The organism is Sphingomonas sp. (assembly GCF_019746665.1).
Taxonomy (GTDB): domain Bacteria; phylum Pseudomonadota; class Alphaproteobacteria; order Sphingomonadales; family Sphingomonadaceae; genus Sphingomonas.
The window spans coordinates 119435-132923 of the sequence record NZ_JAIERS010000003.1; the positions used below are offsets into that span (position 1 = coordinate 119435).

The 13489-nt window shown below is 66.0% G+C and carries 12 protein-coding genes; 6 read left to right on the forward strand and 6 right to left on the reverse strand.

Translation table 11 applies throughout. From position 1 onward, the window contains the following. Positions 1-20: 20 nt before the first annotated feature. The gene (gene phaC / locus K2X73_RS02075) at positions 21-1763 is read right to left on the reverse strand and encodes a class I poly(R)-hydroxyalkanoic acid synthase (RefSeq protein ID WP_294108138.1); all 1743 of its coding nucleotides are present in this window, start codon (positions 1761-1763) and stop codon (positions 21-23) included. Positions 1764-1859: 96 nt separating this feature from the next. Between phaC and K2X73_RS02080 the strand changes: the two genes are divergently transcribed. Genes K2X73_RS02080 through K2X73_RS02090 form a run of 3 tightly spaced genes read left to right on the forward strand, consistent with a single transcriptional unit; the run spans position 1860 to position 3791 of the window. Further along, on the forward strand, positions 1860-3065 hold the full coding sequence (locus K2X73_RS02080; RefSeq protein ID WP_294108140.1) for an LL-diaminopimelate aminotransferase: 1206 nt from the start codon (positions 1860-1862) through the stop codon (positions 3063-3065). Further along, a complete protein-coding gene (locus K2X73_RS02085; protein WP_294108142.1) occupies positions 3065-3316 on the forward strand; it encodes a DUF2061 domain-containing protein in 252 nt (83 codons plus the stop codon). Before K2X73_RS02080 ends, K2X73_RS02085 begins: the two co-directional genes overlap by 1 nt. Before the next feature lie 34 nt (positions 3317-3350). Continuing rightward, positions 3351-3791 (forward strand): thioesterase family protein, encoded by a 441-nt coding sequence (locus tag K2X73_RS02090; protein WP_294108144.1) that lies wholly within the window; start codon positions 3351-3353, stop codon positions 3789-3791. 58 nt (positions 3792-3849) lie between these two features. Here the strand turns inward: K2X73_RS02090 and K2X73_RS02095 are convergent, their stop codons facing one another. After that, positions 3850-4353 (reverse strand): helix-turn-helix domain-containing protein, encoded by a 504-nt coding sequence (locus K2X73_RS02095; RefSeq protein WP_294108146.1) that lies wholly within the window; start codon positions 4351-4353, stop codon positions 3850-3852. A gap of 161 nt (positions 4354-4514) precedes the next feature. Here K2X73_RS02095 and K2X73_RS02100 point away from each other — a divergent pair, with 161 nt between their 5' ends. Continuing rightward, a complete protein-coding gene (locus tag K2X73_RS02100) occupies positions 4515-4820 on the forward strand; it encodes a hypothetical protein (RefSeq protein WP_294108148.1) in 306 nt (101 codons plus the stop codon). Positions 4821-4911: 91 nt separating this feature from the next. Then, positions 4912-7011 carry a bifunctional (p)ppGpp synthetase/guanosine-3',5'-bis(diphosphate) 3'-pyrophosphohydrolase gene (locus K2X73_RS02105; protein WP_294108150.1) on the forward strand — a complete coding sequence of 700 codons (2100 nt, stop codon included), beginning with the start codon at positions 4912-4914 and terminating at the stop codon, positions 7009-7011. Positions 7012-7062: 51 nt separating this feature from the next. On the opposite strand, the gene K2X73_RS02110 is transcribed toward K2X73_RS02105, so the two are convergent. The 3 genes from K2X73_RS02110 to K2X73_RS02120 all read right to left on the reverse strand — a co-directional run bounded on the left by K2X73_RS02110 (position 7063) and on the right by K2X73_RS02120 (position 10452). Further along, on the reverse strand, positions 7063-7416 hold the full coding sequence (locus K2X73_RS02110; protein ID WP_294108152.1) for a tetratricopeptide repeat protein: 354 nt from the start codon (positions 7414-7416) through the stop codon (positions 7063-7065). A gap of 153 nt (positions 7417-7569) precedes the next feature. Beyond that, positions 7570-8979 (reverse strand): globin-coupled sensor protein, encoded by a 1410-nt coding sequence (locus K2X73_RS02115; protein ID WP_294108154.1) that lies wholly within the window; start codon positions 8977-8979, stop codon positions 7570-7572. 87 nt (positions 8980-9066) lie between these two features. Beyond that, complete coding sequence (locus tag K2X73_RS02120) at positions 9067-10452, reverse strand: helix-turn-helix transcriptional regulator (protein WP_294108158.1); 1386 nt, start codon at positions 10450-10452, stop codon at positions 9067-9069. 186 nt (positions 10453-10638) lie between these two features. Between K2X73_RS02120 and aceA the strand changes: the two genes are divergently transcribed. Further along, positions 10639-11922: an isocitrate lyase gene (gene aceA, locus K2X73_RS02125; RefSeq protein ID WP_294108160.1), complete on the forward strand. Its 1284-nt coding sequence runs from the start codon at positions 10639-10641 to the stop codon at positions 11920-11922. A 611-nt stretch (positions 11923-12533) separates the two neighbouring features. On the opposite strand, the gene K2X73_RS02130 is transcribed toward aceA, so the two are convergent. Further along, the gene (locus tag K2X73_RS02130; RefSeq protein WP_294108162.1) at positions 12534-13445 is read right to left on the reverse strand and encodes a neutral zinc metallopeptidase; all 912 of its coding nucleotides are present in this window, start codon (positions 13443-13445) and stop codon (positions 12534-12536) included. Positions 13446-13489 lie beyond the last annotated feature (44 nt).

Here is a 13489-nt window from a genome sequence, read left to right on the forward strand (position 1 = left end):
TAACCTATTGAAAAAACCTTTTATCGCATTCGCACATAATCGCCCGGCGCTTCGGCCAGGGCAGGCAATGCGCCATCGCCCGGCCGCCGCGCACCAGCGACGGGCACCTGCGCCGCGTCCTGCGTGCGCAGCCAATCGATCCAATCGGGCCACCAGCTGCCCTTGGTCTCATGGGCACCGGCGACGAAATCGGCGAGCGTCGCGCAGGCGCGGTCATTGGTCCAATATTGATATTTGCCCGCCGCCGGCGGGTTGACCACGCCGGCGATATGCCCCGAACCCGCCAGCACGAACTTCAGCGGTCCCTTGAAATGCTCGGTGATCCGCCAGACGCTTTCAGGCGGCGCGATATGGTCCTCCCGCCCGGCCTGGACATAGGTGGGCGTCGTCACCTGGCCAATGTCGATCGGGGTGCCGCGGATCGACAGCGCGCCCGGCCTCACCAGCAGATTGTCGCGGTACAGATCGCGCAGATAGCTCAGATGCCAGGCGGAGGGCAGATTGGTCGTATCGCCGTTCCAATAGAGCAGGTCGAACGGCGCATAATCCTGGCCGAGCAGATAATTGTTGGTGACGTAATTCCAGATCAGGTCGCGCCCGCGCAGCAGGTTGAAGGTCGCGGCCATGTAGCGCCCGTCGAGATAGCCCTCGGGCGACAATTGCTCGATCAGCCGCAGCTGCTCGTCGTCGACGAAGTTCAGCAATTCGCCCGCGCGGGTGAAATCGACCTGGGCGGTGAAGAAGGTCGCGCTCTTCACCTTGTCCGCCTGCCCCCGCGCCGTCAGCACCGCGAGCGTCGCGGCGAGCGTGGTGCCGGCGACGCAATAGCCGATCGTGTGGACGCTCGGCACGCCGAGCAGCGCGCGCACCGTGTCGATCGCGTCGATCTGGCCGGCTTCGACATAATCGTCCCAGGTGACGCCCTTCATCGTCGCGTCCGCCGAACGCCACGAGACGACGAACACCGTCACCCCCTGGTCGACCGCCCATTTGATAAAGCTCTTCTCGGGGCTCAGATCGAGGATGTAATAACGGTTGATCCAGGGCGGGAAGATGATCAGCGGCACCTCCAGCACCTGCTCGGTGGTGGGGGTGTATTGGATCAGCTCATAGAGCGTGGTGCGCTTCACCACCTTGCCAGGCGTGGTCGCGAGCGTGCGGCCCACCTCGAACGCCTTGGCGTCGGTATGCGTCAGCTGGCCCTTGGCGATGTCGCTCAGCATGTTCTTCAGACCCGCGAGCAGATTCTCGCCGCCGCTTTCGAGCGTCTTTTCGATGACGAGCGGGTTGGTCGCGGGGAAGTTGGACGGGCTCATCGCCTCGACGATGTTGCGCATCGCGAAGCGCATCTGCTCGCGCTGCTTGGGATCGAGCCCCTCGAGCTGATCGACATTGGCGAGCAGGTGATCGGAGATCAGCAGATAGCTCTGCCGGATCCAGTCGAACACCGGGTTGTCGCGCCATTGCGGCGCCTTGAAGCGCTTGTCGCGCGCGTGCTCGGGCTTTTCCTCGGCGGGCTCGGCCAGTTCGGGGACGATGAGACGCTGCCACAGCCGCATCGATTCCGCCCAGAAGTCGCGGGCGCGCGCGATCGTCTGCGGGTCGGTGAAGCCGGGGATGATGGGAAGCGCGGGATTGTCCTCCAGCGTCTTCAGCCCCGCCTCCAGCATCATCTGCTGGGCGCGACCCATCACCCAGGTCCAATGCTGCATATCCTCTAGGCTGGGGAGCGGCGGGAGCGTCGGGGCGTCGTTTTCGGCCATGGCATCCTCTTGCGCGTTTGCATTTCCTGTAACGCGCGGATTAGCATCCGTCATCGCTTATGCGCGCCGGCCCGCATTTGGCAGCAAGGGACCGCCATGACTGACGAATTCTACCGCATCCGCCGCCTGCCGCCTTATGTGATCGCGGAAGTGAACGCGATGCGCGCCGCTGCGCGGGCGGCCGGCGAGGACATCATCGACCTCGGCATGGGCAATCCCGATCTGCCGCCGCCGCCGCATGTGATCGAAAAGCTCGCCGAAGTCGCCGCCAAGCCCGATGCGCATGGCTATTCGGCATCGAAGGGGATTCCGGGACTGCGGCGCGCGCAGGCGGCCTATTATGCCCGGCGGTTCGGGGTGGAGCTCGATCCCGAGTGCGAGGTGGTGGTGACGCTCGGCTCCAAAGAGGGCCTCGCGAACCTTGCCCAGGCGATCACGGCGCCGGGCGACGTGGTGCTCGCCCCCAACCCCAGCTATCCGATCCACACCTTCGGCTTCATCATCGCCGGCGCGACGATCCGCAGCGTGCCGACGACGCCCGACGAACGCTATTTCGAGGCGCTGGAGCGCGCGATGGCGTTCACCGTCCCCAAGCCGAGCGTGCTGGTGATGGGCTATCCCTCCAACCCCACCGCCGAGACGGTCGATCTCGCCTTCTACGAGCGCGTGGTGGCGTTCGCGCGCGAGCACAAGATCTGGGTGCTCTCCGACCTTGCTTATTCGGAGATTTATTTCGACGGGAAGCCAACGCCCTCGATCCTGCAGGTGCCGGGGGCGAAGGAGGTCGCGGTCGAGTTCACCTCGATGTCCAAAACCTATTCGATGGCCGGCTGGCGGATCGGCTTCGCGGTCGGCAATCCCACGCTGATCGCGGCGCTCACCCGGGTGAAGAGCTATCTCGATTACGGCGCCTTCACCCCGATCCAGGCGGCGGCGGTCGCGGCGATCAACGGCCCGCAGGACATCGTCGAGAAGAACCGCGCGCTCTATCATCACCGGCGCGACGTGCTGGTGGAGGCATTCGGCCGCGCCGGGTGGGAGATTCCGCCGCCCGCCGCCTCGATGTTCGCCTGGGCGCCGCTGCCGCCCGCGCTCGCGCATTTGGGCAGTCTGGAGTTCGCCAAGCAGTTGCTCACCCATGCCAAGGTCGCGGTCGCGCCCGGCGTCGGCTATGGCGAGAATGGCGAAGGTTATGTGCGCATCGCCCTCGTCGAGAACGAGCAGCGGCTGCGCCAGGCGGCGCGCAACGTGAAGCGCTATCTGGCGAGCATGGGGGTCAACACCCCGGCGCGCACCGGCTGATGTTCCTGTTCCGCGGCATCGAGAGCCACCCCCGCTCCTTCGCCAAGGCGGTGAGCTGGCGCGCGCTGGGCAGCGTCGACACCTTCGTGCTGGGGCTGATCTTCTCGGGCAGTATGAAGACCGCGGGCGCGATCGCGGGAACCGAGGTGATCACCAAGATCATTCTGTTCTACGGGCATGAGCGGCTGTGGGCGACGATCCCTTGGGGCCATCGCCGCTACCACGCGCCCGATCAGTCGGGCGAAGGTTGACGAAGCGGGCGCCGCGGGGGCATCGGGTGCGCGCATGACGCGCCCCGGATTTCAATTCTCCACCCGCTTCAAGGTCCGCTATGCCGAGATCGACGGGCAGAAGATCGTCTTCAACTCGCGCTACCTCGAATATGCCGATTATGCGGTGAGCGAGTTCTGGGAATGGTCTGGCATGGGGGCACTCGGCCATGAGTGGACCGAGGCGGAGTTCAACGTCCGCCATACCGAAATCGACTATTTCAAGCCCTTTTCCTATGGCGACGAGATCGAGGCGTTCGTCCGTATCGCGCGGATCGGCGGCACCAGCCTGACCCAGCGCTTCGAGCTGTGCGACGCAAGGACGGGCGAGCTGCACTGCGTGATCGAGATGGTGATCGTCCATGTCGATCTGGAAGCGGGTCGGCCCAAGCCGATCACGGGCGCGGTACGCGTGGCGCTCGAACGACTGGTGGCGGGAGAGCGCGCGCTGGCTTGAGCCCAAGGCCGCTCGCGTAGAATCACGAGGTCTCCGTCGTCGGCCCGCCGCCCGCCGGTTATTCCGCCGCTTGCGCGATCGGCACGTCGCTTGCGACATCTTCTGGCAGCGCCCAGAGCAGGTCGCCCTTGGTCAGCACCCGCCCGTCCCAGCCATGCACCTCGACCGCGCGAATCGGGCGGCGATCGCGCGCATCGACCAGCACCGGCGTCGCCGCGACCCCGGTTTCCCAGCGCTCGCCCCATTGTCGCAGCGCGACCATCGTCGGCAGCAGCGCCTGGCCCTTGTCGGTGAGCCGGTATTCGATCTTGCGGCGGTCCTCGGGCAGCGCGACGCGCGCCAAAATCCCGTGATCGACCAGTCGCGCGAGCCGGTTGGCGAGAATGTTGCGCGCGATGCCGAGCTCCATCTGGAACTCTTCGAAATGGTGCAAGCCATTGAAAGCGGCACGCAAAATCAGGAAAGACCAGCGCTCACCCATCGCTTCGAGCGCGGCCGGCAGGCTGCAGGCGGCCAGATCGCGCAGGGGTTCGCGTAAAGGATGGCGCGATTTGCCCTCCATCATCTCTTCCTAAACCATTTCCCGTCAGATTATAAGAGTTCACGCACTATTCAGGTTGCAACCGGCAACCTAATGGGGTAAGTAGCAACTTGCAACGTATTTTGCGCTTGCGAACGGCCGCGCGGTGCCAGTAGCGCAAGGCAAAAGGATGAGAGGATCGAATGACTCGCTTGCTTTCCGTCGCCGCCGCAGTCGCTGGCCTGATGATCGCTCCCGCCGCGTTCGCGCAAGGGGGCACCTATTATAACGCGGTGCCGGTCGCCGCGCCCGCCAAGAACTCGGTGATCACCTCGGGCACGCTCTGGAAGTGCACCGGCCCGGCGTGCAGCGCGCCCAAGAGCACGCAACGTGATGCGATCATGTGCCAGCTGGTCGTGCAGCGCATCGGCGCGCTCAAGTCGTTCAGCGTCAATGGCCAGCCCTTCGGCGCCGCCGAACTCGCCGAGTGCAATTCGCGCGCCGGCTGAGTCGATTTCGTCCGGATTATGAAGGGGCGTGGCCGTGGCCGCGCCCCTTTTCATGTTGCAAAGCGGCACGAGCCGCCCCCAAATAGCGCCAGTGCTACGCCAATATGAACTGGTCGATCGGGTCCTAAGCTACGACCCCCATGCCAATGAGGCGATGCTCAACCGTGCCTATGTGTTCTCGCTCCAGGCGCACGGATCACAAAAGCGCGCGAGCGGCGATCCCTATTTCAGCCACCCGATCGAAGTGGCCGGCATCCTGACCGACCTGAAGCTCGACGACGAAACCATCACCACCGCGATTCTGCACGACACGATCGAGGACACGGTCGCGACCCCCGAGGAAATCCACCGCCTGTTCGGCGCCAGCGTCGCCCGGCTCGTCGATGGCGTCACCAAGCTGTCGAAGATCGAGGCGCAGACCGAAAGCGAGCGCGCCGCCGAAAATCTGCGCAAATTCCTGCTGGCAATGTCCGACGACATCCGCGTGCTGCTGGTGAAGCTCGCCGACCGGCTGCACAACATGCGCACGCTCCATCACATCCCCAAGCCCGAGAAGCGGCGGCGCATCGCCAAGGAGACGATGGATATCTATGCCCCGCTCGCCGAGCGGATCGGCATGTACGAGTTCATGCGCGAGATGCAGAGCTTGGCGTTCCGCGAGCTTGAGCCCGAGGCCTATGCCTCGATCACCCGCCGGCTGGAGCTGCTCCACGAAGGCGACGAGGACCGTATCGCCAAGATCGGCGCCTCGCTCGAGCAATTGCTTCAGCGCCACGGCGTCGAAGCGCGCGTCTTCGGGCGCGAGAAGCACCCCTATTCGATCTGGCGCAAGATGAGCGAGCGCCACATCAGCTTCGAGCAATTGTCCGACATCATGGCGTTCCGCGCGATCGTGCCGAACGAGGAGGATTGCTACCGCGCGCTCGGCCTGATTCACCGCCGCTGGCCGATGGTGCCGGGCCGGTTCAAGGACTATATCTCGACCCCCAAGCGCAACGGCTATCGCTCGCTCCACACTAGCGTGATGCACGCCGAGAATACCCGCGTCGAAATCCAGATCCGAACCGCCGAAATGCACGCCGAGGCCGAGCATGGCCTGGCAGCGCACTGGGCGTATAAGAGCAGCAAGGTCCGCCCCGATACGCAGGTGCGCTGGATCGCTGATCTCGTCGAGATCCTGGAGGCGGCGGAAAGCCCCGAGGAGCTGCTCGAACACACCAAGATGGCGATGTATGCCGATCGCATCTTCGCCTTCACCCCGCGCGGCGAGCTGATCCAGCTGCCCAAGGGCGCGACCCCGATCGACTTCGCCTATGCGCTCCACACCGATGTCGGCGATCAAGCGGTGGGGGCGAAGATCAACGGCCGGGTCGTGCCGTTACGCACCCATCTCGACAATGGCGATCAAGTGCAGATCCTGCGTTCCAAGGCGCAGCGGCCGCAGCCGGGCTGGCTGAACTTCGCGATCACCGGCAAGGCGCGTGCGGCAATCCGGCGGCATTTGCGAATCAAGGAACGCAGCGAGAGCCAGGCGCTGGGGCGCAAACTCTACGAGGCGATCGTCAAGCAGTTACCCGCCGTGCTCGGCGACGGCGCAGTCGACGCCGCGGTCAAACGGCTGAAACTGCCTGACGAGGCCGCGCTGATGGAGGCGATCGCGCGGCGCCGCTTCACCGATTTCGAGGTGATGGAAGCGCTGATGCCCGGCAGCGCGCAAGGGCTTACGCGCGGCACCGATCAGGTGTCGGTACCGACCAATGTGGCGATCTCGATCAAGGGGCTAACCCCAGGCGTGGCGTTCGATCTCGCCGAATGCTGCCATCCGGTGCCCGGCGACCGCATTGTCGGCTTGCGCCGCCCGAACGAGGGGATCGAGGTCCATCGCATCGATTGCCCAAGGCTGATCGACTCGGACGACGCCGATTGGGTCGATCTTGCCTGGGGTGAGCGGACCGAGGGAGCGATCGCGCGGCTCTCGGTGCAGCTGAAGAACGAGCCCGGCGCGCTGGGCGTGGTCGCCACGATCATCGGCGCGCATCAGGCCAACATCATCAATATGCGGCTCGATAACCGCGATACCGGCTATCACACCAACATCTTCGACGTGGAGGTGCGCGACGTGGTGCACCTTACCCGGCTGGTCGGCGGGCTGCGCGCGGCCGAGGCGGTTAGCTCGGCCGAGCGCGCCTGATCCCTTGGCGCGGGCGCCGATCGAGGTCGATCGGCCCGCGCCGCCGGACGATTATTTCACCGCGGCCAAGCCGGGTGTCGCGCGGGCGGCCATCACCGCGAGCCCACGCCTGGCGATCGCGTGCGCGCTCATCGTCGCGCGACCGCTATCGAGCATTTCATCGGGTTGGGCCAGCACCTGCGCATAGAGCCGGCGGGCCTGATCGGCGCGGTCGGTGCGCGCATAGACGATCGCGAGGTTGAGCAGCAGATCGGGGCTACCCGGGAACATGCGCAGTTCGCGGTCGATCGCCCGTTCGGCGGCGGCGTAATCACCCTGCATCAGGGGCGCGGCGCCTGAAAAATCCTGCGGTTCCGCCCCACCGACCGAGCCGGCCAGGGCGGCCGCGACAAGCAAGTGAATCATCATTCTTCTCCTTCCAATCACAAAAGCGACCTCGGCACGAACGCCCAAGTTTCACTTTTGTGACATGAGAATGACGAATCAGTTACAGGCGGTCAAGTCGTTGTGAACGCAGGGGTCGGACCGGCGCCACCCATATTGGGGCGGCGCCGGAGCTCAGGCCGCCCGGCGCCAGCCGGTGTCGGGGGCCGCGTTGGTGAGGTTGAAGAAGCGCACCAGCTGGGCGAGTTGCTCCGCCTGCTGCTTTAGCGCGCGGGCGGCGGCGTCCGACTCCTCGACCATCGCGGCGTTCTGCTGGGTCGAGCGATCCATGCCGCTGACGGCCTGGTCGATCGACTTGATATCGCGCGCCTGGGTCTCGACCGAGGTAGAGATGTCGGCGATCAGCTGGCTGATCTCATCGACGCGGGTGAGCGTGCGGCGGATGGTGTCGCCGGTCGCGCCGACGAGATCGACCCCGCGCGCCACCTGCTCGCCGCTGCGCGAAATCAGCGCCTTGATCTCATTGGCCGCTTCCGCCGAGCGCTGGGCGAGCGCGCGCACTTCGCTGGCGACAACCGCGAAGCCCCGCCCGGCGTCACCGGCACGTGCCGCCTCGACGCCTGCGTTCAGCGCGAGCAGATTGGTCTGGAACGCGATGCCGTCGATCAGGCCGACAATCTGCCCGATCTCGCGCGAGACCTCGGCGATCGCGCTCATGGCCGCAACCGCTTCGTCGACGACCGCGCCACCGCTGCGCGCGTCGCTCTGCGCCTCGCGGACGAACTTGGCGACCCCGGTCGCGGCCTTGGCGCCTTCTTCCATGCCGCGGGTGATGCCGGACAGGGTGGAGGCGGCCTGCTCGATCGAGGCGGCCTGCACTTCGGTCCGCCGTGCGAGATCGCTCGATGCGGCGCTGATTTCGGCGGCGCCGCTATCGATGTCGCCCGCGACCACCGCGACTTCGGACAAGGTCGTGCGGACGCGGCCGCGCATCGCCTCGAAATCGGCGAGCAGCGCTTCATAACCCGCTGGCAGATTCGGTAGCGGCGCGGTGAAATCGCCTTGCGCCAGGCGATCGAGCGCGCGGCCCAGTTCGCTGATCACCGCCGCGCGTTCGGCCTGTTGCGCGGCGAAATAGCTGTCGAGCGCGACATCCATGTCGAGCAGCACGCGCTTCACGATCCGCCGGGCGCGCGGCGCGCCGCCGCACCAGAAGAACAGCCGGGCGAGCACGATGTCGAGCATCGCCGCATAGCCGCTGATATAGAAACTGGGCGGCAGGCCGATGCGCGCATGGGTACCCCCCACCGTCCGCGCGCGATTGGCATAATCGTCGTCAAGCGGGCGCGCCATCAGATCGCGCCAGTGATCGAGCTGCTTGGCCGCGGCGTGCGTCATTGCCGCCTCGCCCTTGAAGAAGCGCGCGAAGGCGGGTGTCGCCCGCACGAGCTGGTAAAAGCCCTTGATCGCCCCCGGGGCGTGGCGCTTCACCGCGCTGGCCGCCGCCGCGTCCCCCCGCGTGCCAAGTTTGCCGAGGCCAAAAATCTCCCGGCGGGTTTCGATCGTCAAAGCATCGTCGGCCATGCTGCGTCCTCCTGTCGACCCGAGCATAACGCGGCGCATGGTTAAGAACGGGGTGGCGAAGGCGGTGGTAGTTCCACCGCCCCGTAGTCACTCCCCGGCGAAGTCGAGCGGCGACAGCCCGCGCTCCTGCTCGCGCACCAGCAGCGCCCGACCGAGCGGCGGCAGCGAGCGTTGCGGGCAGGCGGGGCGGTGGCAGCGGCGGCAACCGAGCCCGATCGGCGCCGCCTCCCCGCCCAGATCAATGCCGCGCGCCGCCGCCAAAGTCGCGGCAAGCTCGGCACTTACTCCCAGCACGACCGCGAACTCGGCGGCAAGCGTGCCATAACGCCGGCCCTGCGGCGTGACGCTGCGCGCCATCGTCAGCCAGCGCCCACCCTCCTCGATCGTGACCAGTTGCACGACCAAGGCGCCGCGCTTCTCGAACGCGCCGTGCACCGCCCAAAGTGGGCACCCGCCATCGGTCTCGGCGAGCGGCGCGGCGCTCGCGCCGGCGAACCGTTTGGACACTTGGCCGGCGCGATCGATCCGCAGCATGAAAAAGGGCAGCCCCCGCGCGCCGACGCGCTGCAAGGTCGTCAGCCGATGCGCCACCTGCTCGAACCCCGCGCCGAAGCGGCGCTGGAGCAATTCGATATCATAGCCGGTTGCCTCGCACGCGCGCAGGAAGCGGGCATAGGGCATGATCAGCGCGGCGGCGAAATAGCTGGCGAGGTGGCGGCGATAGAGGCGCTCCGCCGCGCGATCGGCGAACGCCGCGCCGCGAACCAGCGCCTCGATTTCGACCCGTGCCTCGATCAACGCGAGCTGATAGGCGGCGGCGAACGCGCGCGAGGCAGGATCGAGCAGTTCGGAGAGTTGCAGCTGCCGCGCATGGAGATCGAGCCGGCGCAACGCGTCGGGCATCACCTCCACCGGCAGGATGCGGAGCGACAATTGGTGCTTCACCCGCAACCGCTCGGCGACCGCGCCATAGAGATCGGCGGCGCCGAGTCGGAGTTCGTCGGCGAGCGCTTCGGCGGCGGCGTCGAGATCGGCGAAATGGCCGCGCCAGCGCTCGATTTCGGCACGCACGGCGCTGATCGGATCACCCGGCGCCGCCGCGGCGGGGACGGCGCCGGCCAGGCGATCATAAGCGCGGGCGAACGCCTCCGCCCCGCCGGGCGCGGCGGCGAGCCATTCGGCGAGTTCGGCGCGGTCGATCTCGAGATCGGCGAAGATCGGGTCGGCCAGCCGCCGCCGCAGCGCCGCCTCGCCCCCGCCCGGCTCAGCGGCGGCCAGGCTGCGGGGGTCGAAATCGAAGCGATCGGCCAGCGCGACGAGCAGCGCCGCGCTCACGGGGCGCTGATTGCGCTCGATCAGGTTGAGATAGCTCGCGGAAATGCCCAGCGCCTCGGCCATCGCCGCCTGGGTTAGCCCGGTCTGCCGGCGCAATCGGCGAATTTTGAGTCCCGCCAGAAGTTTGGGTTCGGCCATGACGCTCCCTTGCACCACACCCGCAATATGTAAAGTTGTTTACAGAATGACCGAAATTAACCGAAGGCCATACGACACCACCACATCTTTTATCGACCGCGCCCGTCGCTTTTGGCGCTGCTGCGATGCAACACCCTCGTCGTGAGGCCGTTCCTCCCCACGGCACTGTTTGTAAAGGATAAGACAATGACTTTCGAAGAGCTGATCCCCGCGCCGACCGGCCGTTTCAACGGCATCACCCGCCCCTACACCGCCGAGGATGTCGCCAAGCTGCGCGGCTCGATCGCGATCGAGCATACGCTGGCGCGCAAAGGCGCCAACCGCTTGTGGGAGCTGCTCAAGAGCGAGGATTACATCAACGCGCTCGGCGCGCTGTCGGGCAACCAGGCGATGCAGATGGTGCGCGCCGGGCTGAAGGCGATTTATCTCTCCGGCTGGCAGGTGGCGGCCGACGCCAACACCGCCGGGCAGATGTATCCCGATCAGTCGCTCTACCCCGCCAATGCCGGGCCAGAACTCGCCCGCCGGATCAACGCGACGCTACAGCGCGCCGACCAGATCGAGCATTCGGAAGGCGGCGCGACGCGCGACTGGTTCGCGCCGATCGTGGCCGACGCCGAAGCCGGCTTTGGTGGCCCACTCAACTGCTTCGAGATCATGAAGGCCTATATCGCCGCCGGCGCCGCGGGCGTGCACTATGAGGACCAGCTGGCGAGCGAAAAGAAGTGCGGCCATCTCGGCGGCAAGGTGCTGATCCCGACCCAGGCGCACATCCGCAACCTCGACGCCGCGCGCCTCGCCGCCGATGTCTGCGGCGTGCCGACGATCATCTGCGCGCGCACCGATGCAGAGAGCGCCAAGCTCATCACCAGCGACATCGACGAGCGCGACCGCGAATTCCTGACCGGCGAGCGCACCGCCGAAGGCTTTTTCCGCCTGAAGGATGGCACCGGCGTCGATCACTGCATCAAGCGCGGCCTTGCCTTCGCCGAGCACGCCGATCTGTTGTGGTGGGAAACCAGCCACCCCGATCTCAACGACGCGCGCCGCTTCGCCGAGGCGATCAAGAAGCAATATCCCGACAAGATGCTGGCGTATAACTGCTCGCCGAGCTTCAACTGGGAGAAGAATCTCGACAAGGACACGATCGCCAAGTTCCAGCGCGAAATCGGCGCGATGGGCTACAAGTTCCAGTTCGTCACGCTCGCCGGCTTCCACCAGCTCAACTACGGCATGTTCGAGCTGGCGCGCGGTTACAAGGATCGCGGCATGGCGGCTTATTCGGAGCTGCAACAGGCCGAATTCGCCGCCGAGGCCAATGGCTACACCGCGACTCGCCATCAGCGCGAGGTCGGCACCGGCTATTTCGATCTGGTCGCGACGACGCTGGCCGGTGGCGAAAGCTCGACCACCGCGCTCGCCGAATCGACCGAAGCCGCGCAGTTCATCAAGGAAGCGGTGAACGCCTAACAGTTCCTGGGGAGGAAAGGTGCCCGCCCTCGCCGCGCGCGGGGGCGGGCATTTTCGTGCTATCCTGCCTGCCAGCGCCCTTCCTACATCCGCCCTTCCCCGGCGAAGGCCGGGGTCCAGCATCCCCGTCGCTTATCCGGTGGTACAACGCCGCAGCGCCACGCCGCTGGGCCCCGGCCTTCGCGGGGGAGGAACTAGGTTGGGACCAGATACGCACGAAGCAAGGCGGCGACCTCGGCCTCGCTCAGCTCGCCGGCTGCAAGCGCGATTATTATAATGATTGCTTCCTTCTTTTGAAATGCCAGCTCGACCGTATTCATGTCAAGGAATAGGCGCCTGAGCACCCAAGCGGCGCGCTTTTTGCCGTCAACAAAATATGGTTGCGCGCCAAACCAAAGCAATAAGCGTCGGCGAGCGCGCTTAGATCTTCATCACCATAGGCGTGTTTGCATTATAACACTGCTTGATCTCAGTGCCGATTCAGTCGCCGTCGTCTTGTCAGACCTGTTTGGGTACCCGCCGCGCTCCCACGCCTCACCGGGCAAGGCTCGGCACGCCCCCAAGATTCGCAGCACCTGCGGAGTGAGGGCGAGGGTGGGAACGCCTCTGCCTTACCGATCGATACTCCCGTTGAACGTGTCGCACTGGTTCGGGTCGCCCGTCTGCAGCCCGCGCTTCAACCACGCCATACGCTCGGCGGAGGTGCCGTGGGTGAAGCTGTCCGGCACCACCCGGCCTTGCGCCTCGCGCTGGAGCGTGTCGTCGCCGATCGCCTGCGCCGCGCGCAGCCCTTCCTCGACATCGCCGGGATCGAGCCGGGCGCGGTTCTGCGCGCCCCACACACCGGCATAGCAATCGGCTTGCAATTCCAAACGCACCGACAGGGCATTTCCCTCGCGCTCGCCGGAGGCCTGCATCTGGCGTTGCACCCGTTCGGAAGTGCCGAGCAGATGCTGGATATGATGCCCAAATTCATGCGCGATCACATAATTGCGCGCGAAATCGCCGCCCGCGCCGAAGCGCCCGGCAAGCTCGTTGAAGAAGCTGGTGTCGAGGTAAATCCCCTCGTCGCTGGGGCAATAGAATGGCCCCATCGCCGCCTGGGCCGCACCGCAGCCGGAACGGCCCGAGCCGCCATAGAATTGCAGCGACGGCGGGTCATAGCGCGCGCGCGCCTGCTGGAACAACTGGCGCCAGGTGCGGTTGGCGGAGCTGAACGCCTTGCATGCCTCCAAGCTCGCCTCGTCCACCTGGCAGGCGGTCTTGGCAGCGCTAGTTTCGGTGCGCGTGCTCGGCAGCCCGCCCGAGCCGCCGCCAGCGAGCATCGGCAGTCCCCCGCCAAAGAAAAACATCAGCCCGAGCAGCACCGCCACGCCAAGGCAGCCGAACCGGCCCATGACGAAAGGCAGTAAGCTGAACAGCAACCCACCGCCCCCGCCGCCTAGCGAGAAGCCGCCGCCGCCAAAGCCTTGGCCGCGCTGATCGCCTACCTCGATATCGGGATCATAATCATCAAGCCGCATCGTCCGTCCCTCGCCTGGCCGCTGGCTGAATGTGCGAAACCAGC